The sequence below is a fragment of the Caballeronia arvi genome, from assembly GCF_001544695.2.
Lineage (GTDB): Bacteria > Pseudomonadota > Gammaproteobacteria > Burkholderiales > Burkholderiaceae > Caballeronia > Caballeronia arvi.
On sequence record NZ_FCOM02000005.1, the window covers coordinates 103,593 to 125,862 of the forward strand.

The 22,270-nt window shown below is 65.1% G+C and carries 22 protein-coding genes; 15 read left to right on the forward strand and 7 right to left on the reverse strand.

Translation table 11 applies throughout. The features are described from left to right. Positions 1-20 precede the first annotated feature (20 nt). Complete coding sequence (locus AWB74_RS08145) at positions 21-1,046, reverse strand: VTT domain-containing protein (protein ID WP_061146269.1); 1,026 nt, start codon at positions 1,044-1,046, stop codon at positions 21-23. 294 nt (positions 1,047-1,340) lie between these two features. Between AWB74_RS08145 and AWB74_RS08150 the strand changes: the two genes are divergently transcribed. Next, positions 1,341-1,619: an HU family DNA-binding protein gene (locus AWB74_RS08150; RefSeq protein WP_008352404.1), complete on the forward strand. Its 279-nt coding sequence runs from the start codon at positions 1,341-1,343 to the stop codon at positions 1,617-1,619. Between the two features lie 107 nt (positions 1,620-1,726). Here AWB74_RS08150 and AWB74_RS08155 read toward each other — a convergent pair whose 3' ends face one another. Together AWB74_RS08155 and AWB74_RS08160 are read right to left on the reverse strand one after the other, a co-directional pair. Beyond that, positions 1,727-2,992, reverse strand: coding sequence for a GTP-binding protein (locus AWB74_RS08155; RefSeq protein ID WP_061146270.1), 1,266 nt, complete (start codon positions 2,990-2,992; stop codon positions 1,727-1,729). A 137-nt stretch (positions 2,993-3,129) separates the two neighbouring features. Next, positions 3,130-3,591 carry a lytic transglycosylase domain-containing protein gene (locus tag AWB74_RS08160; protein ID WP_061146271.1) on the reverse strand — a complete coding sequence of 154 codons (462 nt, stop codon included), beginning with the start codon at positions 3,589-3,591 and terminating at the stop codon, positions 3,130-3,132. A 592-nt stretch (positions 3,592-4,183) separates the two neighbouring features. Between AWB74_RS08160 and gspD the strand changes: the two genes are divergently transcribed. From gspD to AWB74_RS08220, 12 genes are all read left to right on the forward strand, one after another. Next, positions 4,184-6,583, forward strand: coding sequence for a type II secretion system secretin GspD (gene gspD / locus AWB74_RS08165; protein WP_407642411.1), 2,400 nt, complete (start codon positions 4,184-4,186; stop codon positions 6,581-6,583). Then, positions 6,580-8,067, forward strand: coding sequence for a type II secretion system ATPase GspE (gspE, locus tag AWB74_RS08170; protein WP_061146273.1), 1,488 nt, complete (start codon positions 6,580-6,582; stop codon positions 8,065-8,067). Before gspD ends, gspE begins: the two co-directional genes overlap by 4 nt. Before the next feature lie 4 nt (positions 8,068-8,071). Next, positions 8,072-9,289 carry a type II secretion system inner membrane protein GspF gene (gene gspF / locus AWB74_RS08175; protein ID WP_061146274.1) on the forward strand — a complete coding sequence of 406 codons (1,218 nt, stop codon included), beginning with the start codon at positions 8,072-8,074 and terminating at the stop codon, positions 9,287-9,289. Beyond that, the gene (locus tag AWB74_RS08180) at positions 9,289-9,702 is read left to right on the forward strand and encodes a hypothetical protein (RefSeq protein ID WP_061146275.1); all 414 of its coding nucleotides are present in this window, start codon (positions 9,289-9,291) and stop codon (positions 9,700-9,702) included. Before gspF ends, AWB74_RS08180 begins: the two co-directional genes overlap by 1 nt. A 138-nt stretch (positions 9,703-9,840) precedes the next feature. After that, positions 9,841-10,287: a type II secretion system major pseudopilin GspG gene (gspG, locus tag AWB74_RS08185; RefSeq protein WP_407642416.1), complete on the forward strand. Its 447-nt coding sequence runs from the start codon at positions 9,841-9,843 to the stop codon at positions 10,285-10,287. Positions 10,288-10,297: 10 nt separating this feature from the next. Next, the gene (locus AWB74_RS08190) at positions 10,298-10,780 is read left to right on the forward strand and encodes a GspH/FimT family pseudopilin (RefSeq protein ID WP_235024523.1); all 483 of its coding nucleotides are present in this window, start codon (positions 10,298-10,300) and stop codon (positions 10,778-10,780) included. Further along, a complete protein-coding gene (gene gspI, locus AWB74_RS08195) occupies positions 10,777-11,169 on the forward strand; it encodes a type II secretion system minor pseudopilin GspI (RefSeq protein WP_061122119.1) in 393 nt (130 codons plus the stop codon). Before AWB74_RS08190 ends, gspI begins: the two co-directional genes overlap by 4 nt. Further along, positions 11,147-11,830, forward strand: coding sequence for a PulJ/GspJ family protein (locus tag AWB74_RS08200; protein WP_087038896.1), 684 nt, complete (start codon positions 11,147-11,149; stop codon positions 11,828-11,830). Before gspI ends, AWB74_RS08200 begins: the two co-directional genes overlap by 23 nt. Before the next feature lie 2 nt (positions 11,831-11,832). Beyond that, entirely contained in the window at positions 11,833-12,960 is a 1,128-nt protein-coding gene (gene gspK, locus AWB74_RS08205; RefSeq protein WP_061146279.1) for a type II secretion system minor pseudopilin GspK, read from the forward strand. Positions 12,961-12,996: 36 nt separating this feature from the next. Further along, a complete protein-coding gene (gene gspL / locus AWB74_RS08210; RefSeq protein ID WP_061146280.1) occupies positions 12,997-14,343 on the forward strand; it encodes a type II secretion system protein GspL in 1,347 nt (448 codons plus the stop codon). Next, complete coding sequence (gene gspM / locus AWB74_RS08215; protein WP_061146426.1) at positions 14,340-14,843, forward strand: type II secretion system protein GspM; 504 nt, start codon at positions 14,340-14,342, stop codon at positions 14,841-14,843. Before gspL ends, gspM begins: the two co-directional genes overlap by 4 nt. Next, on the forward strand, positions 14,840-15,619 hold the full coding sequence (locus AWB74_RS08220; protein ID WP_061146281.1) for a type II secretion system protein N: 780 nt from the start codon (positions 14,840-14,842) through the stop codon (positions 15,617-15,619). Before gspM ends, AWB74_RS08220 begins: the two co-directional genes overlap by 4 nt. Here the strand turns inward: AWB74_RS08220 and AWB74_RS08225 are convergent. Beyond that, positions 15,616-17,145, reverse strand: a complete 1,530-nt coding sequence (locus AWB74_RS08225) for an efflux transporter outer membrane subunit (protein ID WP_061146282.1) — start codon at positions 17,143-17,145, stop codon at positions 15,616-15,618. The two genes, AWB74_RS08220 and AWB74_RS08225, sit on opposite strands and share 4 nt — an antisense overlap. Before the next feature lie 175 nt (positions 17,146-17,320). Beyond that, positions 17,321-17,593 (reverse strand): hypothetical protein, encoded by a 273-nt coding sequence (locus AWB74_RS08230; RefSeq protein ID WP_061146283.1) that lies wholly within the window; start codon positions 17,591-17,593, stop codon positions 17,321-17,323. A gap of 207 nt (positions 17,594-17,800) precedes the next feature. Here AWB74_RS08230 and AWB74_RS08235 point away from each other — a divergent pair, with 207 nt between their 5' ends. Further along, on the forward strand, positions 17,801-18,298 hold the full coding sequence (locus AWB74_RS08235; RefSeq protein WP_061146284.1) for a MarR family winged helix-turn-helix transcriptional regulator: 498 nt from the start codon (positions 17,801-17,803) through the stop codon (positions 18,296-18,298). Positions 18,299-18,408: 110 nt separating this feature from the next. Then, positions 18,409-19,971 carry a DHA2 family efflux MFS transporter permease subunit gene (locus AWB74_RS08240; protein WP_061146285.1) on the forward strand — a complete coding sequence of 521 codons (1,563 nt, stop codon included), beginning with the start codon at positions 18,409-18,411 and terminating at the stop codon, positions 19,969-19,971. 7 nt (positions 19,972-19,978) lie between these two features. Here the strand turns inward: AWB74_RS08240 and AWB74_RS08245 are convergent, their stop codons facing one another. Both AWB74_RS08245 and gshA read right to left on the reverse strand, forming a co-directional pair. After that, the gene (locus AWB74_RS08245; protein ID WP_061146286.1) at positions 19,979-20,515 is read right to left on the reverse strand and encodes a hypothetical protein; all 537 of its coding nucleotides are present in this window, start codon (positions 20,513-20,515) and stop codon (positions 19,979-19,981) included. Positions 20,516-20,646: 131 nt separating this feature from the next. Continuing rightward, positions 20,647-22,266, reverse strand: a complete 1,620-nt coding sequence (gene gshA / locus AWB74_RS08250; protein WP_061146287.1) for a glutamate--cysteine ligase — start codon at positions 22,264-22,266, stop codon at positions 20,647-20,649. Positions 22,267-22,270 lie beyond the last annotated feature (4 nt).

Consider the following 22,270-nt stretch of genomic DNA (forward strand, 5'->3'; position numbering starts at 1 on the left):
ATCGGACGCGCAAAGAAAAATCAGGCGGAAGACGAATTGGCGACGCCATGCGCCGCAGCGTTCGCGCGGCCTTCGATCATCAACGGCTCGAGCGCGTGGCCGGCCGCGCGCCACGCTTCGAGTCCGCCGAGCAGCGGCGCGATGTCGGTGAAGCCATGTGCGGCCAGTTCCTTCGCCGCGAGCGCCGCCGACACTTCGTTCGGACAATCGCAATAGGTCACGAGCTTGCGGTCGCGCGCGATGCCGGCAAGCTGCGATGCGGCATCGTCGTGCAGGAGCAGTGCGCCGGGAATCGCGTACGGGTCCATTGCGCGGCGTTCGCGGCGGCGCACGTCGATGACGAGCGGCGGCGGCTCGCCCGCGAGCAGCGCGCGCAACGTCGCGATATCGATACGCGCCATGCGAAGCCTGCGCAACAGCGACACGCGCTGCCACCAGCGCACGGCGAGATAGAGCGCCAGCGCGATGACGGCGATCGCGATCACGCCGCGTCCGAACAGGTCGAGCCAGGCGAGCGCCTTATCAACGAGATCCGCGAACACCGCGCCGAACGCGACACCGACGCCGGACCACAAGAGCGCGCCGAGCGCGTCGTAGAAGAGAAAGCTTCCGAAGCCGATTCCGGTCGCGCCCGCGACGGGAATCGCGAGTGTCGAGAGTCCGGGGATGAACTTCGATACCGCGAGGATGCGCACGCCGAAGCGCCCGAAAAAGCTCGCGCTGCGGTTCACGCAGGTATCGCGCGAAATGGAGAGCCTGCACATGAAGGCGAGCACGCGGCTGCCATAGCGGCGCCCGAGCCAGAACCAGAGCGTGTCGCCGATGAGCGCGGCGAGGCTCGCCGTCACGACGATCGCAGCGAGAGGCGCAATGGCAGGCGATGGAAACAGCGTCGAAAAACCGGCCGGAACGAGGCTTGCCGAGACCGTGATCGCACCCGTCAAAGCCAATGTGGGCAAGGCTGGGAGCGGCAAGCCGAGGCACTCGAGCAGAACGTTGGCAAAAACCAACGGCAGGCCGTATTCGATGATCAGCTCGCGTAGCATGGATCGGACCCAGGTGGTCTACGCCAAAAAAACGGCCGGAAGCCCCGGAAATTAAGGGTAAATCTTTGAAACCCTTGTCCAGATTGGGTTTGCGCTGCGCTATCATACCAAGCGCCACGTGTAGAGGCGGCGTGAAGGCGACGAAGTCAGCAGCGCCGGAGACATGGCCGAAGTCACGCCGATTCGTCGGGCAGGCCCGCCACAAGGCCGTCCCTACTCGACTGCACGGCTTGCGCACGTATAATCGGCGCGTTCGCGCTGTTCGTGTCAACCTAAACTGATAAAGGAACCTTAATGAACAAACAGGAATTGATCGACGCCGTAGCCGCTCAGACCGGCGCCAGCAAGGCTCAAACCGGCGAAACGCTGGACACGTTGCTCGAAGTGATCAAGAAGGCCGTATCGAAAGGTGACGCAGTGCAGTTGATCGGCTTCGGCAGCTTCGGCTCGGGAAAGCGCGCAGCGCGCACCGGCCGCAATCCGAAGACCGGCGAATCCATCAAGATTCCGGCCGCAAAGACGGTCAAGTTTACGGCTGGCAAGGCATTCAAGGACGCAGTGAACAAGCGGTAAGCATCTTGCCGATTGTGCGGCTACCGGTGGTAGCCAGTTGTACATGACCCGCCTTCGGCGGGTTTTTTTCGGCTTGCCGGAATGCTTCGCGGCAAGCCGTTCGTCCATCAATGCCGGTGGTCGTCACAATCACAGTCGGAACCGTGATCGTGGTCATGGTCATGATCGTGCTCCTCGATGTCCCATGCCGGAAACGGATCGGTGAAGCGTTGCCATGCCTCGGGGCCGAGCGCCCATTCGTCGTCGGTGAGAAGGCAGGCATCGAAGCTGTCCTGCCATGCGGCCGGATCGAAATTCACGCCGATCAGCACCAGCTCCTGCCGACGATCGCCGATGCTGTTGTCGTCCGGATCGCCGTACCATTCCGCGACGATCTCCGCTTCGAGCTCCGGATCGTCGGTCGGCCATTCGCTGCGGTCCTGCGCCGCCCACCACACGCCCGCCGGACCGTGCCGGCACGTGCCTCCCGCTTGCGACAGCGAACCGCCAACATCGCTTCTCGTCGCGAGCCAGAAGAAGCCTTTCGCGCGCAGTACGCCCGGCCATTCCCGATGCAGCAGGCTCCACAACCGTTCGGGATGAAACGGCCGGCGCGCGCGATACACGAAGTGACCGACCCCGGATGCGTCGGGTTCGTCGCTCGCCGGCTGGTCGCCGTTAAGTATCGTGAGCCAGCCGGGCGCGCTCGCGGTTGCATCGAAATCGAAGCGGCCCGTGTCGAGCACGTCGGTTGAGCGCACGTCGCCCGATTGCGCCTGAAGCTGAATCGCTCGCGGGTTGAGGCCGTGCAGAATGCGCGCGACTCGCTCGACTTCATCTGTGCTGGCGAGATCGATCTTGTTGATGACGATGACATCGCAGAATTCGATCTGCTCGACGAGCGTCTCCACGACCGTCTTGCCGTCTTCTTCGTCGTGGCCTGCCTGCGCGAGTCCGCGTTCGGCCAGCGAGTCCGACGAGGCGTAGTCGCGCGCGAAGGTCGCGGCATCGATCACGGTGACGAAGGTATCGAGAAGCGCGCGGCCCGCGAGCGCCGCGTCGTCGTCGTCGCCGAATGCGAGATCTTCCGCGATCGTCATCGGATCGGCGACGCCCGACGATTCGACCACGATCGCATCGAATCGCTGCTGCTGCTGCGCGATCCATGTGATCGCGCTTTCGAGCGCTTCCATCGATTCGTCGGCGAGCGTCACGCGCATGCAGCCGTTGGGCAGCTCTGTCGTTTCGCGATCCGCGCCGGACGCGGCCTGGCCGTTCGTCACGGCGCCGATGCGCAGACCTTCGGCGTTGGCGAGCAGGGCATCGACGAGTGTGGTTTTACCCGCGCCGGTGAACCCCGAAAGCACGGTGATTGGCAGTGGCGTGTCGTTCATTGCAAGGATGCGTGACGGGGAAAGGGCGCGCGCGAGCGCGAGCCCGCGCTGCGGTGTGCGCGACGCGGGCGATCGAATTAGGGATTTTGCATCAATTGCGCCGGACGCGGCGCGCGTGCGGGAAGAACCCGCGAAGGTCAGCGCGCGGCCTGCGTGGTTTGCGTGTTTTGCAGCAACTTCCAGCGGCGCAGGATCTCGATGATCTGGGCCGAATACTTGTCGCGCAGCGCAGGTGTTTCGGAATGGTAAGCACCGACGGCCTGCCACGAATTGCCGTACTTGTTCATTTTCTGGCGCAGATGCCACGCGGCGACATAGACGCTCTTGCAGGGCTCCATCAGTGTGCCGCTCGAGATGCCGTACTGCGCCAGCGTGCCCAGATGGATGGAGTTGATTTGCATCAGCCCGTAGTCGGTCGAGCCGTTGGCGTTCTTGTTGATGGCGTCGGGCTTGTTGTGCGATTCGTTCCAGGCGATGGCGCGGAGGATGAGCGGATTGACCTTCTGATACTTCGCCGCTTCGTCGAAGCAGTCTGCGTGTGCGGAGGCGGCCGCCAGCAGCGGCCCGCATATCGCAAATAGTCGCACGATTTTCTTCATCTTCTTTCTACTCCATCCGCCCTATGCGGAACGTCCATGCCGCCGTTGCAGCGCCTTGGCGCCAACGCCAACGAATCAACGTCCGCGACCGAAATTTGCTCGGGGAAAACCCACCCTTTTTGCAACGCCCGGAATGCGGAACCGACCGTATCATACCGGCTGACGATTCCGGCCTTAAGTTGGCGATCAGACATAAGTCCTTTGGACCGGACTGAAGGCCGCTCACGCGCGGGCGGCTTGACGCGTCAATCGGTATTATCCTAAATGTATGAATAATAAGGCTTCTGGTCGGGGTACAATTCGGCTCCCGCGTGCATCGGCCTGCTCTGGAAACCGCCCAGATACGGTCTATCGGCAAGTTATTCGAAAGCTTGAGAGCGCTGGAAATTTGTATCGTACGAGCAGCGGATGGGCGGTTTGATCCGGAACGAATTGGCACAATTTCGTTACATAAAGCTGTTATCGTCACATTTTTTAAAATGATCGCGATGGATCGGGGTTGCCCTTTCCACACCGCGGTCGGCGGCGCTCTCGGCTGACGAGCGGTGCAGCCTTGGCCGGATCTTCCAGGACCGGCCCTGACATCACATCCATGAGAAGACAACCTATGGCACTGCGTCGCAGAGCGACGGCACTGCTGGCGGCGGGACTTATCGTCGCGCAAGCCGCGCATGCGCAAGTGACGTTGAATTTCGTCAACGCGGACATCGACCAGGTCGCGAAAGCGATCGGCGCCGCCACCGGCAAAACCATCATCGTCGATCCCCGCGTCAAGGGGCAGCTGAACCTCGTCTCCGAAAATCCCGTTCCCGAGGACCAGGCGCTGAAAACGCTCCAGTCTTCGCTGCGCATGCAGGGCTTCGCGCTCGTGCAGGATCACGGCGTCCTGAAGGTCGTGCCCGAAGCCGACGCCAAGCTCCAGGGCGTGCCGACTTACGTGGGCAACGCGCCGGCCGCGCGCGGCGACCAGGTGATCACGCAAGTCTTTCAGTTGCGTAACGAATCGGCGAACAATCTGCTGCCGGTCCTGCGCCCGCTGATCTCGCCGAACAACACGATCGCCGCCTATCCGGCGAACAACACGCTCGTGGTCACGGATTACGCCGACAACGTGCGCCGCATCGCGGGCATCATCGCCGGCGTGGATACCGCGGCGGGCCGCGAGGTCGATGTCGTCAACCTGAAGAACGCGAACGCCATCGACGTCGCCGAGCAAATGAGTAAGCTGCTCGATCCCGGCACGGTCGGCAGCACCGACGCGACGCTCAAAGTCACCGTCACGCCCGATGCGCGCACCAACTCGCTGATGTTCCGCGCCTCGAGCAGCGCGCGTCTCGCGGCGGCGAAGGCGCTGGCGAAGAAGCTCGACGCGCCCACGGGACAGCCCGGCAACATGCACGTCGTGGCGCTGCGCAACGCCGATGCGACGCGCCTTGCCAAGACGCTGCGCGGCATGCTCGGCAAGGGCAGCGGCTCGGACAACACGTCTTCGTCCAATCAGAATTCGAACTTCGGCCAGAGCGGCGGCGGCCTCAGCAATTCGTCGACGTCCACCGGACAGTCCGGCATGCCGCCGCTGCCGGGCGGACTCAGCGGCAGCTCGGGAACCGGCAATAACCCGATGACGGGCGGCTCGGGCGGTCGCGATTCGAGCTTCTCGTCGAACAAGGACAACGAAAGCGGCAACGAGCAGGGCGGCGGCATGATCCAGGCGGATGCGGCGACGAACTCGCTCATCATCACCGCGCCCGATCCGATGTACCGCAACTTGCGCTCCGTGATCGACCAGCTCGACGCGCGCCGCGCGCAGGTGTACATCGAGGCGCTGATCGTGGAACTCTCCGCGACGAGCGGCGCGAATCTCGGCATTCAATGGCAGGGCGCGCTGCTTTCCAACGGCGGCAACAACGCGCTGTACGGCAGCTCGAGCTTCGGCTCCGGCAATACGAACATCGTCGATCTGACCTTGCAGGGCAATGCGATCGCGCAGAATCCGTCGTCGCTGACGTCGACGTCCGGTCTGCTCGCGCAAGGCCTGAACATCGGCCTGCTGCACCGCTTCGGCAGCCTCTTCGGGCTCGGCGGGCTGGTGCAGGCGCTTGCGAGTTCGGCGGATGCGAACATTCTTTCCACGCCGAACCTGATTACGCTCGATAACGAAGAAGCGAAGATCGTCGTTGGCCAGAACGTGCCGGTGGTGACCGGTTCGTATGCGACGCCGACCGCGAACGCCGCCACGTCCGTCACCGCGTTCAATACGTTCGACCGCCGCGACGTCGGCGTGACGCTGCACGTGAAGCCGCAGATCACCGACGGCGGCGTGCTCAAGATGCAGATCTATCAGGAAGATTCATCGGTCGACAACACCACGATCAACAACCCGGGCGGCGTGACGATCAACACGCGCTCGGTGCAGTCCACCATCCTGGCCGACAATGGCGAGATCGTCGTGCTCGGCGGCCTGATGCAGGATCAGTACAACAGCAACAACAGCAAGATTCCGCTGCTCGGCGACCTCCCGTTCATCGGCAGCCTGTTCCGAAGCGAGAGCAAGACGCGCACGAAGACCAATCTGATGGTGTTCCTGCGGCCGGTGATCGTGCGCGACCAGGAAACCGCCTCGCAGATCGCCAATACGCGTTACGACTATCTGCGTCAGCAGCAGTACGGTTCGACGACGGACAACCGGATCATCAAGGATCAGAATGTGCCGGTGATGCCGCCGAGGCCGCTCGGCCCGAGCGAGGGCGGCGGCCCCCCGGCGCAAAATCTGCTGAACTGGAGCGATACGACGCGCGGCACTGGCCCGAGCACGACGCTGCCGCAGAATCCCGACGCGGGTCGGGCGCCGCAAGACAGCAACCTGTACCCGACGCCCTCGAACGGCGCGACCAACGCCATGCCGCCCAACGGCGCGACGAACGCGATGCCCGGCAACGCCGCGACGAACGGCAACGGGGTTCCGAACACCCAGCAAGGAGTCAGGCCGTGAGTGCGGTCAACGATGCAGTCGAGAGCGCGAGCAGCGCGGCGTCGCCGCTGGCGGCCCGGCTCGTGCCCTACGGCTTCGCGCGCAGCGGGCAGATTCTGCTCGCGCACCAGCACGCGGACAGCATCGAGGTATGGATCAGCGAGCGCACGACCGATGCGGCGCTCGCCGAAGTCGCGCGCAATTTCGGCGCGCTGTCGATCGTGCGCAAGCCGGCCGACGAGCTCGCCGCTGCGATCAATTCGGCATACGCGCGCAACGACGGCAGCGCGGCGCAAGTGGTCGGCGAAGTGGAAGGCGAAGTCGATCTGTCGCGTCTGATGCAGGACATTCCGGAAGTCGAGGATTTGCTCGAATCCGAAGACGACGCGCCGATCATCCGCATGATCAACGCGCTTCTTACGCAGGCGGCGCGCGAGCAGGCGTCGGATATCCACATCGAGCCGTTCGAGAACGCGTCGGTCGTGCGCTTTCGTGTCGATGGCACGCTGCGCGATGTCGTGCGTCCGAAGAAGGCGCTGCACGGCGCGCTGATCTCGCGTATCAAGATCATGGCGCAGCTCGATATCGCCGAAAAACGCCTGCCGCAGGACGGGCGCATCACGCTGCGCGTCGGCGGCCGTCCGGTCGATGTGCGCGTTTCCACGCTGCCGACCGGCCACGGCGAGCGCGCGGTGCTGCGTCTGCTCGAAAAAGACGCACAGCGCCTGAATCTCGAAAAGCTCGGCATGGCGCGCGACACGCTCGTCAACTTCGACAAGCTGATCGGCCGCCCGCACGGCATCGTGCTCGTGACCGGGCCGACCGGCTCCGGCAAGACGACGACCCTGTACGCGTCGATGTCGCGGCTCGAGACGACGACCACCAACATCATGACGGTGGAAGATCCGATCGAATACGATCTGTCGGGCATCGGGCAGACGCAGGTGAACGAGCGCATCGGCATGACCTTCGCGCGCGCGCTGCGCTCGATTCTGCGTCAGGACCCGGACATCATCATGATCGGTGAAATCCGCGACCTCGAAACGGCGCAGATCGCGGTGCAGGCGTCGCTGACCGGCCACCTTGTGCTTGCCACATTGCACACGAACGATGCCGCGTCCGCCGTCACGCGTCTCACGGACATGGGCGTGGAGCCGTATCTGCTGGCGTCGTCGCTGCTCGGCGTGCTCGCGCAGCGGCTCGTGCGGCAACTGTGTCCGGTGTGTAAGGAAGAGCGCGTCGAGGAAGACGGCGCGAAGCACTGGCATCCGGTCGGTTGCGACCGATGCGGCCAGTCGGGTTATGTCGGCCGTCGCGGCGTGTACGAACTGCTGCTGATCGACGATACGATCCGCCCGCTGATCCATCGCAACGCGGCGGATGCCGAGATTCTCGAAGCGGGCCGCAAGCAGGGCATGCGCACGCTGCGCGAGGACGGCGACCGCTGGCTCGCGGCGGGCGTGAGTTCGCTGGAAGAAGTGCTGCGCGTGACAGGCGGGGATTGAACGTATGCCGGCTTTCCGTTTCGAAGCGATCGACCACGCGGGCAAGACGCAAAAAGGCGTGCTCGATGCCGACAGCGCCCGCGCCGCGCGCAGCCAGTTGCGCACGCAAGGGCTGACGCCGCTCGTCGTCGAGGCGGCGGGCACGCGCACGCGCGGCGAGCGCAATCAGCGGCTTTCGCTCGGGCGGCGTCTGTCGCAGCGCGAACAGGCGATTCTCACGCGCCAGCTCGCGAGTCTTCTGATCGCGGGCCTGCCGCTCGGCGAGACGCTCTCGGTCCTGACCGAGCAGTCGGAGCGCGATTACATCCGCGAACTGATGGCCGCGATCCGCGCCGAAGTGCTCGGCGGCCACTCGTTCGCCAACGCGCTCGCGCAGCATCCGAAAGATTTCCCCGAGATTTATCGCGCGCTCGTCGCGGCGGGCGAGCACACCGGCAAGCTCGGTCTCGTGCTCTCGCGTCTCGCGGATTACATCGAAGAGCGCAACGCGCTGAAGCAGAAGATCATTCTGGCCTTCACGTATCCGGGCATCGTCACGCTGATCGCGTTCGGCATTGTCACGTTCCTGCTGAGCTATGTCGTGCCGCAGGTCGTGAACGTGTTCGCGAGCACCAAGCAGCAGTTGCCGTTCCTCACCGTGATGATGATGGCGCTTTCCGCCTTCGTCCGGAGCTACTGGTGGGCGGTGCTGATCGGCGTCGCGCTGTTTGCCTGGATCGTGAAGGGCATTCTCGGGCGGCCCGGGCCGCGCATGTCCTTCGACCGCTGGCTGCTCACCGCGCCGCTCGTCGGCAAGCTGGTGCGCGGCTACAACACCGTGCGCTTCGCCAGCACGCTCGCCATTCTGACCGCCGCCGGCGTGCCGATCCTGCGGGCGTTGCAGGCGGCGGGCGAGACGCTGTCGAACACGGCGATGCGCAATAACGTCGACGACGCCATCGTGCGCGTGCGCGAAGGCTCGTCGCTGTCGCGCGCGCTCGGCAACACGCGGACGTTCCCGCCGGTGCTGGTTCACCTGATCCGCTCCGGCGAAGCCACCGGCGACGTCACCACGATGCTCGACCGCGCCTCCGAAGGCGAAGCGCGCGAACTCGAACGGCGCACGATGTTCCTCACGAGCCTGCTGGAGCCGCTGCTCATTCTCGCGATGGGCGGCGTCGTGCTGGTGATCGTGCTCGCGGTGATGCTGCCGATCATCGAACTGAATAATCTGGTGCAGTGATGAACGTCCTTCAAACTCGCTTGCTGACGCTGGCCGCGCTCGCGCTTTTCTGCGTGACGATCACCTACTGGGTCGTCACGCTGACCTCGCGCGAGACCGCGCCGCTGCCCGCCGCGGCCGCGACGCGCGCGCCGTCGGTCGAGCAGGCCGCGACCATTTTCGGCGGACGGCTGGAACGGCAGGCCAATTCGGATGTGCATCTGTTCGGCATTCTCGCGCTGACGGGCGGCGCGGCGGCCATCGTCAGCTACGGCGGCGAACCGGCAAAGGCCGTGTCGCTGGGCGGCCCGCTCACGCAAGGCGTGAAGCTTTCGGAAGTGCGCGCGCGCTCGATCATCATCGAGCGTAACGGCGTGAAATCCGAAGTCTTCCTGCCGCAGAATCCGCCGGGGCCGACCGTCTGGGTGCGTTGAGCGCGACGCGATGCCTCGCGCGCGTGCGCGTCGCGCGGCGAACCGGCATCGCTAGAATGAGCGGCGGTTTTTTCGATCACCACGGGCACGAGGCCCGGAACGTACTTTCAATTCAAGAGGTAAGCAGTCATGCAACTGATGCAACGCCGCATCGAAATCAACAAGGCACGCCGCCAGCGCGGCTTCACGCTGATCGAAATCATGGTCGTGATCGCGATTCTCGGCATTCTCGCCGCGCTGATCGTGCCGAAGATCATGAGCCGCCCGGACGAAGCGCGCCGCGTTGCCGCGAAGCAGGACATCGGCACCGTGATGCAGGCGATGAAGCTGTATCGCCTCGATAACGGCCGCTATCCGACGCAGGAGCAGGGCTTGCGCGCGCTGGTCGAAAAGCCGTCGACCGAGCCGATCCCGAACAACTGGAAGGAAGGCGGTTATCTCGAGCGCCTGCCGGCCGATCCGTGGGGCGGCCAGTATCAATATCTGAATCCGGGCGTGCACGGCGAAATCGACGTGTTCAGCTACGGCGCGGATAACAAGGCGGGTGGCGAAGGCAACGACGCCGACGTCGGCTCCTGGCAGTAAGCCTTCGGTCATAGATATCGTGAACGGGCATTCGTCGGCGCGTCGTCAGGCAGGTTTCACGCTGCTCGAAATGCTCGTCGTGCTGGTGATCGCGGGCCTGCTCGTGTCGCTCGCGTCGTTGCAACTCACGCGCAATCCGCGCACCGATCTGAACGAGGAAGCGCAGCGTCTCGCGCTGCTGTTCGAATCGGCGGGCGACGAAGCGCAGGTGCGCGCGCGGCCGATCGCGTGGCAGCCGCTCGACGGCGGCTTTCGCTTCGATATCCGCACCGAAGACGGCTGGCGCCCGCTGCGCGACGACCTGCTGCGCGCGCGCCGCTGGGAAGGCGGCGTGACCGCAGTGACGATCCAGTATCTCGATTCCGACAAATCGGTGAGCCGGCTCGTGTTCGGCACCGAGGCCATCGACACGCCGATGGAAATCACGCTGATCTCGGCGGCGGGCCGCGCGACGATCATCGGCAGCGGCAACGGCCGCTTTCAGGTCCGATGATGCGCGCGCGCCGTTCACATCAACGCGGTTTCACGATGATCGAAGTGCTCGTCGCGCTGGCGATCATCGGCGTAGCGCTCGCGGCGTCGATCCGCGCGGTCGGCTCGCTCGCGACGGGCGAAGCGGATCTGCATCGGCGGCTGCTCGCGGGCTGGAGCGCGGACAACGAGCTCGCGCAACTGCGGCTCTCGCGCCAGTTTCCGCAGATCGGCTCGCGCACGTTCGACTGCTCGCAAGGCAATCTCAAGCTCATGTGCACGCAGCGCGTGAGCCAGACGCCGAACCCGATTTTCCGGCGGGTCGAGATGCTCGTCACGACGCCGGGCCGCTCGGGTTATCTGGCGCAAATGGTCACGGTGGTGGCGAATGAAACGAACCGCTCGCTCTGACCGGAACCGGAAGCATCGAACGCAGCGCGGCTTCACGCTGCTGGAAATGCTGATCGCGATCGCGATTCTCGCGGTGATCGCGGTGCTGTCGTGGCGCGGTCTCGATTCGGTGATCCGCGCACGCAGCACGATCGAGAATTCGATGGAAGACGAGCGCATCGTCGCGCAGTTGTTCGACCAGATGCGCATCGACGCGCGCCAGGCCGCAACCGACGACGAAGCCGGTCAGCCCGCCGTGCAGATCGGCAACGGCTCGCTGCAGATCGTGCGGGGCGTGTTCGCGTCCAACACGGCGCCGCGTTTGCAGGTAGTGCGCTATCGGCTCTCGAACGGGCGGATCGTGCGCTCGGCGTCGCCGCCGCTGCAAAACATCGGTGAAGTGCGGCGCGCGTTGTCGTCGGGCGACCCGGCGGAGGGCTGGAGCTCGATTCCGCTGATGGGCGGCGTCGCCTCGCTCGCGACGCGCGTCTACATCCCGGAAAAAGGCTGGACAACGAGAATGGCCGACGTGCTCTCGCAGATCCGGCAGAACGACAACAACCTGAAGGTGCCGCAACTGGGCAACGCGCCGCTGGCGCGCGCGGTGTCGGGCATTCAGGTCGCGGTCGGCGCGCGCAATCTGCAAGTGCCGCTCACGCGCGTTTTTCTGGTCGGAGAGTGACGATGCGAAAGCTCAGCCGGAACCGGAAGGAACGCGGCGTCGCGATCATCAGCGCGTTGCTGGTCGTGTCGCTCGCGGCGATTCTCGTGTCGGGCATGTTGTGGCGTCAGCAGGTGCAGATTCGCCGCATCGAGAATCAGCGGCTGCTCGCGCAGGCGCAGTGGATTTCGCGCAGCGCGCTCGACTGGACCCGTCTCATCCTGCGCTCGGAAGCCGACACATCGCCGACGGTCACCTATCTCGGCGGCGTGTGGGGCGTGCCGATCGCGAAGACGAAGCTCTCGGATTTTCTCGGGCAGATCGGTGAAGTGCGCGCGCAGCAGGGCGCATCGACGTATTTGTCCGGCTCGATCGAAGACGCGCAGGCGAAGTTCAACCTGCGCAATCTCGTATCGACGCCGACGCCCGGCGTGCTGACCATCAATGTCGGGCAGATTCAGGCGTTTCAGCGGCTGCTCGCGATGCTCGGCCTCAACGGCTCGCTCGCGAAAACGGTGGCGCTGCAGATGCGCGCGGGCCTCGCGCGCTCCGCGACGCGCTTCCAGATGCAGACCGGCACCGGCGGCACCACGGGCGCGACGGGCGCGGCCGGACAGCAGAGCTACGAAGCGACGATCGCGGCGCTCGCGCAGGGCGGCGCGGCGGGCGGCGGAAACTTCACGGACGATCCCGGCATGAAGGACACCGACAGCAACGCGCCCGTTGCGCCCTTGCAGATGATCAGCGTCGATTCGCTGCTCGACGTGCCGGGCTTTTCGGCGGAAGCGGTCGCGAAGCTCCGGCCGTTCGTCACCGTGCTGCCGACTTCGACCGCCGTGAACATGAACACCGCGCCCGCCGAAGTGATCGCGGCCGTGGTGGCGGGCATGAATCTGTCGCAGGCGCAGGCGTTCGTCGCGCGCCGCGAGACGGTGTTTTTTCACGACATCGGCAACGTGCAGCTCGCGCTGACCGGCGCGGGCGTCAAGACGATGTCGATGGACCCGAACGACATGGACGTCACGACGAGGTATTTCGTGATCCGCGGACGCGTCGAGCACGAACGCGCGCAACTGGAGCGCACGACGCTCGTGTATCGCGATCCGACGACGCATACGACGCGCATCGTCTACACGCGCGATAGCCTGTAAAGACGTGCCGCTGTCATTGATGAGAGGAAGTGGCCTTTGAGCACACTGATCGTTTTACTGCCGCCGCGCGATCCTGCGGTGCGCTCGGAAGAGTGGCATCTGCCGGATCTGCCGTTCCTGCTGCTCGACAAGCGCGGCGAGCCGCAACGCGCCGGCCGCGCGGCGCTCGGCCTTTTGCCGCGCGCGTCATCGACGGTGCTGATCGTCGCCGCACGCGACACGCTGCTGCTCGCCGCTTCCGTGCCGCCGTTGAAAGGGCCGCGCCTGCGGCAGGCGCTGCCGAACGTCGTCGAAGATCAGTTGATTCAGGACCCGCAGACGTGCCATATCGCCGTCGATCCGGTCGATCTCGCGGACGGCAAGCGCGTGGTCGCGGTCATCGATCGCGGCTGGTTCCGCTTCGTGCTCGGCGCGTTTTCGGGCGCGGGGCATCGCAACGTGAAGGCCGTGCCCGCGATGCGCTGCCTGCCCGTGCCGGTGTCCGCGGCGCCCGTCGAAGCGGACGACGAAGAAGAAAAAACAGCGCCGCCGACGCCGTTCATCGCGGGCCTGTTCGGTCAGGTCGTGTCGACCGCGCCCGCGCTGATCGGTGAGTTGGCTGCGCCCGCTGCCGCCGCGTCCGGCGCGCCGCGCATCGAGATCGCGATTGCGCGCGGCGAACGCGCGGCGCTCGGCGAAGGTCTCGCGCTGCCCGCCGATTCGATCGAAGCGACGCTCGCTGCGCTTGCGGGCGATCATCCCGTGACGCTGTATTCCCTCGTCGATCTGCCCGGCGATGAGCCGCGTCTTTCCGGCTCGCGCCATGCGGCGGCCGCCATCGCTGGCGCGCAACCGATCGCCTTCGAAGCGCTCGCGCGCAACGCAGTCGCGAGCCGCTTCGATCTGTGCCAGTTCGAATTCGCCGCGCAGCCGTGGCGCCTCGACCGCGCGACGGTGCGCCGCCTGCGCGTGCCGATCGCGCTCGTGGCGGCGTCGGTCATCGTGTCGGTCATCGGCATCAACGTGCAATGGCTTCAGCTCGCGCGTCAGCGCGACGCCATCAACGCGCAGATGACCGAGCTGCTGCTCAACGCATTTCCGAAGACGACCGTCGTGCTCGATGCGCCCGATCAGATGTCGCGCAATCTCGATCGCCTGCGCGTGGCGTCGGGCCAGTTGTCGCCGTCGGATTTCCTGTCGCTCGCGGACGGACTCGCGCGCTCGCTCGGTCCCGTGCCGGTGAACGGCGTCGCCGGGCTCGACTATCGTGACCGCCATCTGGAAGTGACCTTCAAGCCGGAAACGAAGGTCGATCCCGATCTCTCGAAGCGTCTCGCGGCCAATGGCCTGAACGGTTCGATCGATAGCAACACCGGCAAATGGACGATCAGGAGCGGCCAATGAAAGCGGAAATCGGACGTTCACTGTCGGAATTCTGGGAAGTGCGCACGCCGCGCGAGAAGACGCTTTTGATGTGGGGCGGCATCGTGCTCGGCATTGCGCTCGTGTATCTCGTGCTGTGGGCGCCGGCGTACGAAGGCCGCGCGCGGCTGCGTCAAACGTTGCCGGCGATGCAGCGCCAGCTCGCGACGATGAACGCGCAAGCGAATGAAGCGCGCTCGCTCGAGCCCGCCGCCGAGGGCGTGATGCCGACCGGCGGCGCGCTGCGCGACGCGCTCGCGAAGTCGCTCGCCGACAACGGCATGCAGCCGACGCAGATCCAGGTGATCGGCGCTGCGGTGCAGATCCAGTTGAAGAACGCGTCGTTCCCGAACTGGACGATGTGGCTCGACGACGCGCGCAAGCAGTTCAAGGTGCAGGTGTCGGAGGCGCGCGTCACGGCGCTCAAGCAGGACGGCCAGGTGGACCTGACGGCATCGCTGCAACCGGCCGGCACGAAATGAGTTACTGGACGCGACGTTTCCGGCTCGCATTGCCGGCGATCTTCGTGATGGTGATATCGATTGCCGGCACGCTGCTCGTGATGATGCCCGCCGCGTGGATCGTGCCGCAGTTTTCGAAGGCGACCGGCGGCCACGTGAATCTCGTCGATCCGTCCGGATCGCTCTGGCGCGGCTCGGCCACGCTGATGCTCGCCGCGGGCAGCGACGGCGCGGGCGCGACGCTCTTGCCGGGGCGCATCGAGTGGACGACGTCTTTTCTGCCGCTCTTCACCGGCCGCATCCACATGACGATGCTTCAGACGGACGCGATGCCCGATGCCGTGATCCTCGACGCCAGCACGCGCGGCGCGACGCTAACGGGCGGACAGATCGCGGTGCCCGCGACGCTGCTCGCGGGTCTGGGTGCGCCGTTCAACACGCTCGATTTCGATGGCGCCGTTCGGCTCTCGTGGACCGAATTCCGTTTGCTCAACCGCAACGCTTACGGACAAGTGGTCGTCACGCTCGACGACATGGCTTCGCGCGTCTCGCGCGTGAAACCGCTCGGCTCGTACCGTGTCGCGTTGCAGGCGCAGGGCGCATCCGCGACGATCGATCTGTCGACGAGCAAAGGCCCGCTGATGCTTACCGGCAACGGCTCGATCGCACCGGGATCGACATCCTTCCAGGGCACCGCGACCGCTGCGCCCGAGCAGCGCGAAAACCTCGCGGGCCTGTTGAACCTGCTCGGCCGTCACACCGACCCGGATACGGTCGCGCTGAGCTTCATGCGCTAACGGCTGGCACTCTGCGCCGCGCTCGCCGGGAGCGCAGGCGCCGGCGCTTCCACGCCGCCCGTCTCGCGATCCATCTGCGCGACGTCCCAGCCACCGCCGAGCGCCTTCACCAGTCCCACTGACGACACCATCCGCTGCCCCGCGATATTCGCGAGCTTCTGTTGCGCGGTGAATGCCGTGGTCTGCGCGGTCAGCACGCTGATGAAAGCGACCGTTCCCGCCTTGTACTGATTGTTGATGATCGCGAGCGCCTGCTGCGCGGATTCGACGGCTTGCTGCTGCACGACGATTTCCTTCTCCAGGATGCGCAGCGACGCGAGATTGTCTTCGACGTCCTGGAACGCGGTGAGCACCGTCTGCCGGTACGTCGCGACGTTCTGATCGTAGGCGGCGCGCGCGGCCTCGGTGCGTGCGGCGCGCAGGCCGCCGTCGAAGATGGTCGCGGCGATGTCCGGCCCGAGCGTCCAGAAGCGCGACGGCGCGCGCAGCAATTGCGACAGCACCGAGCTTTCGAAGCCGCCTTGCGCGGAGAGCGTGAGCGTCGGGAAATACGCGGCCATTTCGATGCCGATCTGCTCGTTCGCCGCCGCCGCCTTGCGCTCCGCCGACGCGATGTCGGGACGGCGCTCGAGAATCGCCGACGGCATTTGCACGGGCACGGTGGGCGGCGTGGCGTCGAGCGGAATCGGCGGAAGGGAGAACGTGGACGCCGGTTCGCCGACGAGCACCGCGATCGCGTGCTCGAACTGCGCGCGCGCGACGCCGTTTTCGATGGCCGACGCCTGCGCCGATTGCAGCTGCGTCTGTGCCTGAATCACGTCCGACCGCGCGACGATGCCCTGCGCATATTGATTCTGCGTGAGCTTGAGCGATTGCTGGTACGCCGCGACGGTCTCGTCGAGCAGCTTTTGCTGTGCATCGAGCGAGCGCAACTGGAAGTACGTTTGCGCGAGCGTGGCCTGCGCGGACAGGCGCGCGTTGGCGAGATCGGCGGCCGCGCCTTGCTGGCCTGCCTTCTGCCCGGCGACGGTGCGCGAGACGCTGCCCCACAGGTCCGGCTCCCAGCTCGCGTCGAGCGCGAGGCTGAACTGGTTGTTGACCGAACCTTGCTGGCCGAGGCTGGAACTGCTCGTCGACCGGTTGCCCGCGCCCGTTCCCGAACGCGATGCCGTTGCCGACGCGCCGATCGTCGGGAAATACGCAGCGCGCGCTTCACCGACGAGCGCGCGCGCCTGCCGATACGCGGCCGCGAATTGCGCGATGCTCTGGTTCGATTGATTCAGTTGCGCTTCGAGATCGTCGAGGCGCGTGTCGTTGTAGATGGTCCACCAGGCGCCGCGGTCGGTCTGATCGGCCGGCTGCGCGACCTTCCAGCCATCGGGCGCTTCCTTGTAGCTGGCCGGGACCGTCGTCGTGGGGCGCTGATAGTCGGGCCCGACGGCGCAACCCGCGATGAACATCGCGAGCGCGGCGGCGCTCAGGCAGCGCATGGCGGAGGGAAGGGCGAAGGCGGGGCGATACGGCATCTGCTTGTCGGAATTCCTGTCGGCGCCGATCCGTTCGATGCGACGGACGGCGAAGCCGAGATGGTAACGGAACGCGACGCGCGCCTGCTTCGAGGCCGCGCGTCAGGCAGACGTTAGGGTAACGGGTTCGCCGTAAGGCGGGTGTTACGCGACAGGCCGTATCGGTTACGCCGCGTTACGGCGCGCCGTCCGAGCATGGCGCGGAGAGCAGCGGCCGCGCGGATGCCTGCTTGGGCGCAGGCGTGGGGGCCGGTTTGCGCCGATACCGGTTCTCGAACCATCCCATGCCCAGCACCGCGAACGATCCGCCCGGCAGCAGGAACACGATCACATACAACGCGAGTTTCCACGAACTCAGCTTCGCCGGAACGAAGTGACGGGAAGTGTTGGCGATCGTGCTGCTGAGGGGGCCGAAGCGTCGGCGGGCGGTGCGGGCGAAGCGGGTCATTGGTTGGTCCTTCGGGTGTCGCGAACGACGCGGCAGGAGATCAGAACATGGTTGCGGGCGGCGCAATTGCGCGTGACTCGTTGTATGAAATAATATTGACTGAGCAACTATTTTTCAAGATACTGCTGATTGCTTTTCGGCGACTGTTGCCTTTCCGAAACGCGACGCAGTGTCGCAACCGCGCATCATCCGTTTGACCGAAGTCGCATGAACAGCGAACCGCTTTACGATCCCGCCACGATTCAACTCGAAACGAGCCTCGGCTACTATCTCGCCAAGGCGCGCAACGTGCTCGTCATGCGAACCGATCAGGCGCTCAAGCCGCTCGATCTGACGTCACAGCAAATCGGCGTGCTTTTGATGCTCGCGTCGGGAAGAGCGCGCACGCCGCTGGAGTTGTCGCGTGAAATGTCCTACGACAGCGGATCGATGACGCGTATGCTCGACAGGCTCGAAAGGAAGGGCTTCGTGAGCCGCGCGCGCAGCGACGTGGACCGCAGAATCGTCGAGCTCAGTCTGACGGAGCGCGGGCGCGATGCGGCCGGACGCCTGCCCGCGATCGGCGCCGCGATGCTCAACGAGCAACTGGACGGTTTCAGCCGCGCGGAACTGGACCTGCTGATCGCGATGCTCGCGCGCATCATCGGCAACACGCCGATGACCGATTGCGCGCCGTGCGGAGTCGGCGAAGAACCATCTGATTAATCCGTAGAACCGAGCAGTTCTTTGCGTCAGTTTCGCTGCCTGAGCAGAGAATGCCCCGACAAGAAAAAGCTTGCGCGTGATGCACGCTTCGAGCACCGGAGAAACGAAACATGTCCGCATCCACGACGAGCGCGCCGGCCTCGCCACCCGCGCCGATGCCGCTCAAAGGCGGCATCCTTGCCCTGCTGACGATGGGCCTCGCGCTCGGCACCTTCATGGAAGTGCTCGACACGTCCATCGCGAACGTCGCCGTGCCGACCATCTCCGGCAGCCTCGGCGTCGCGACGAGCGAAGGCACGTGGGTGATTTCGTCGTATTCGGTCGCGTCCGCGATCGCGGTGCCGCTGACCGGCTGGCTCGCGCGGCGCGTCGGCGAGGTGAAACTGTTCACGATCTCCGTGCTGCTGTTCTCGATCGCCTCCGCCTTGTGCGGGCTCGCGCACAACTTCGAATCGCTGATCGCGTTCCGCCTGCTGCAAGGTCTCGTCTCCGGCCCGATGGTCCCGCTGTCGCAGACCATCCTCATGCGCAGCTATCCGCCGGAGAAACGCGGGCTCGCGCTCGGCCTCTGGGCGATGACCGTGATCGTCGCGCCGATCTTCGGCCCGGTGATGGGCGGCTATATCACCGATAACTTCACCTGGCCGTGGATCTTCTACATCAACGTGCCGATCGGCGTGTTTTCGGCGGCGATCGCGTATTTTCTGCTGCGCGGCCATGAGACGAAAACGACGCAGCAGCGCATCGACGGCGTCGGTCTTGCGCTGCTCGTGATCGGCGTCGCGAGCCTGCAGATGATGCTCGACCTCGGCAAGGATCACGACTGGTTCAGCTCGAAGCTCATCGTGACGCTGGCGATCGTGTCGGCGGTATCGCTCGCGTTCATGTTCGCGTGGGAACTGACCGAAAAGGAACCGGTGATCGACCTGTCGCTCTTCCGCGACCGCAATTTCGCGATGGGCGTGCTCATCACGTCGCTCGGCTTTCTCGCGTTCTTCGGCTCGGTCGTGGTGCTGCCCTTGTGGCTGCAAACCGTGCTCGGTTACACACCCTGGCTCGCGGGCCTCGCGACCGCGCCGGTCGGTTTCCTCGCGCTGGTCCTGTCGCCGCTCATCGGGCAGAACATGCATCGCCTGAACCTGCGCGTGGTCGCGAGCTTCGCGTTCCTCACATTCGCGTTCGTGTCGCACTGGAACTCGACTTTCACGCTCGACACGCCGTTCCACGAGATCATCTATCCGCGGCTGATCCAGGGCATCGGCGTCGCATGCTTCTTCGTGCCGATGACGACGATCACGCTGTCCAGCGTCTCCGACGAGCGGCTCGCGGGCGCGGCGGGCTTGTCGAACTTTCTGCGGACCCTGTCGGGCGCAATCGGCACGGCGGTCAGCACGACCTTCTGGGAAAACGGCATGATCCGCCATCACGCGCGGCTCACCGAATCGGTCACGCCGTACTCGGCCGGGACGTCGGCTTATTCGGATCTGCTTTCGGGGCTCGGTTTGTCGGGACAGGCGCTGACGGCGCAGCTTGATCGCGTCGTATCGGCACAGGCGTACATGATGTCGACCAACGACTTCTTCCGCATCTCCTTCTATGCGTTTCTCGTGCTGGCCGTGATGGTCTGGCTGACGCGGCCGAAGAAGGGCGCGTCAGCCACGATGGGACATTGAAGCCGCGCTATTGCGGCGTGAGCGGCGTCGCCGATTGACCCGGCTGGCTTTCCAGATTGAGAGGCGCGGGTTGATCGAGCGGGCTGACCTGCACGCCGCCCGGTGCTGGCGCGGCTTGCGGCGTCGCCGTTTTGCGAAGACCCGGACCGTTGCGCACGAACTGCTTGAAGTCCGCGCCCGCCTGCCACGGATTCGGCTCGCAGCCGAGCGGGTTGTCGCAGTGCGCCGCGAAGCCGACGGTCGCCGTGCCTTCGTTGGTCGGCGTCTTCGTGATCTGATACGCGAGCGCGCGCTTGCCGCTCGACGGCCCCGCCGTCTGGATGATCGAATCCGTGATGGTCTGCAGCTTGTACTCCGAGTGGTTCGTCACCCAGACCTGAGCGCGCGCCCACCATGCGTCGCATTCCGCCTTGCTCATGCAGGTAAGCGGCGCAGTGGCCTGCTCCATCACGGTGCTGCTGACCTGGTCCTGCGCCGCGCAGCCAGCCAATAGTGCGAGCGACGCGGCCCCCAGCGCGGCCGCGCCGAAGAACTTCTTTTCCATTGCACCCCCGATCGTCGAAAACTCGCGACATTTTGACCTGTATGGCCGGGCGATGTTGCCGTGCGTTTCCCTCTGTTGCACAACCGGAAAACCTTGCCGCGCGCGATGACGCCGGCAAGGAAAAATCTGCTTCAGGCGCTCGCGGCGTTCAGCTTGAACACCTGATAGGCGGCAACGAACGCATCGAACGTTTCGGTGTCGCTGCTTTCGACCACCGTTTGCTCGACGATGGACTTCGCCGCCAGCTCGTTCATCGCGCGTTCTTCGTCGACGGAAAGCGGGCGCGCGCGGAAGTTTTCAGCATGGCGCGTGCTGAGTTCGAGCGCGAAGTCATCGAAAGACTGATGTTTGTCCTGCATGATCTGCAGCACGCGGGCCGACGGCGTGAGCGACGCATCCGCGATGCGCGGCCGCAGCGCTGCGAGCGTGCGCGTGTGGTCGTCGTTGCCGTTGAGCGCATCGAGCGTCTTCGCGACGGGCGCGATCGCATCGAAGAGTTCTTCGGCCCATTGCTGCATCGGCACGCTCGCGCCGTCGCGTTGCAGCGCGAGACCCGGCTTGCGGCCTTCCTTCGCCACCGCGCTGAAATTGCCGTTCGCTTCGATGCTCGCGTCGCGCGGCAAAAGCGGGCTGTCTTCGAGCGCGCAATACAGCAGATACGCATCAAGAAAGCGCGCCGTTTCGAGCGAGATGCCGGTCGGCTCGAACGGATCGATGTCGAGGCAACGTACCTCGATGTACTGCACGCCGCGCTCGGCCAGCGCGTGCAGCGGACGTTCGCCCGACTGCGTAATGCGCTTCGGGCGGATCGTCGAGTAGAACTCGTTTTCGATCTGCAGGACGTTGGTGTTGATCTGCACCCATTCGCCGTCGCGCTGTGTGCCGATCGCTTCGTAGGGCGCGTACGGCTGGCTCACCGCTTTGGCGAGCACGTCGACATAGGCGTCGAGATTGTCGTAGCTCGGCAGCAAGTCGGCTTGCGCGGGATTGTTCGTGTAGCCGAGATCGCTCATGCGCAGGCTCGTCGCGTGCGGCAGATAGAACGTGTCGGCATCGAACGATTCCAGATGATGCGACTTGCCGACGACAAAGCGCTTGTTCAGTGCCGGCGACGCCCCGAACAGATACATCAGCAGCCAGCTCGTGCGGCGGAAATTGCGGATGAGCGCGAAGTAACGTTCGGACTGGAAATCCTGAGCGGACAGCGTGCTCGTCTTGTCGAGCGCCTGCCACGCGCGCCATACCGCTTCGTTCAGCGAATAGTTGTAGTGGATGCCGGCGATGCACTGCATCGTGCGGCCATAACGCAGAGCCAGCCCGCGCCGGTAGACCGTCTTCAGCGTGCCGATGTTCGACGTGCCGTAATAACCGAACGGGATCTCGTTCTCGGGCGGCAGCGAATTGGGCATCGAGTTATTCCACAGCAACTCGTCGCCCATAATTGCGTAGGCGAAGCGATGCAGCATGTCGAGCGATTCGAGCGTGAGCGCGACATCCGGTTCGGCGGGCGTGATGAGCTCGACGAGCGCTTCGGAGTAATCGGTCGTGATGAGCGGATGCGTCAGCGCCGATCCGAACGCGCGCGGATGCGGCGTCATCGCCAGCGAGCCTCGCGGCGTCACGCGCAAGCTTTCTTTTTCGATGCCGCGCAAGCCTTGGCGCAACGCGCCGGCGTGCGGGCCGGACGCGAGCGCGGCAAGCCTGCGCTCGAAAGCGCCGGCCTTGGGGTGAGCGGGATTTTTGTTTGACATTGAA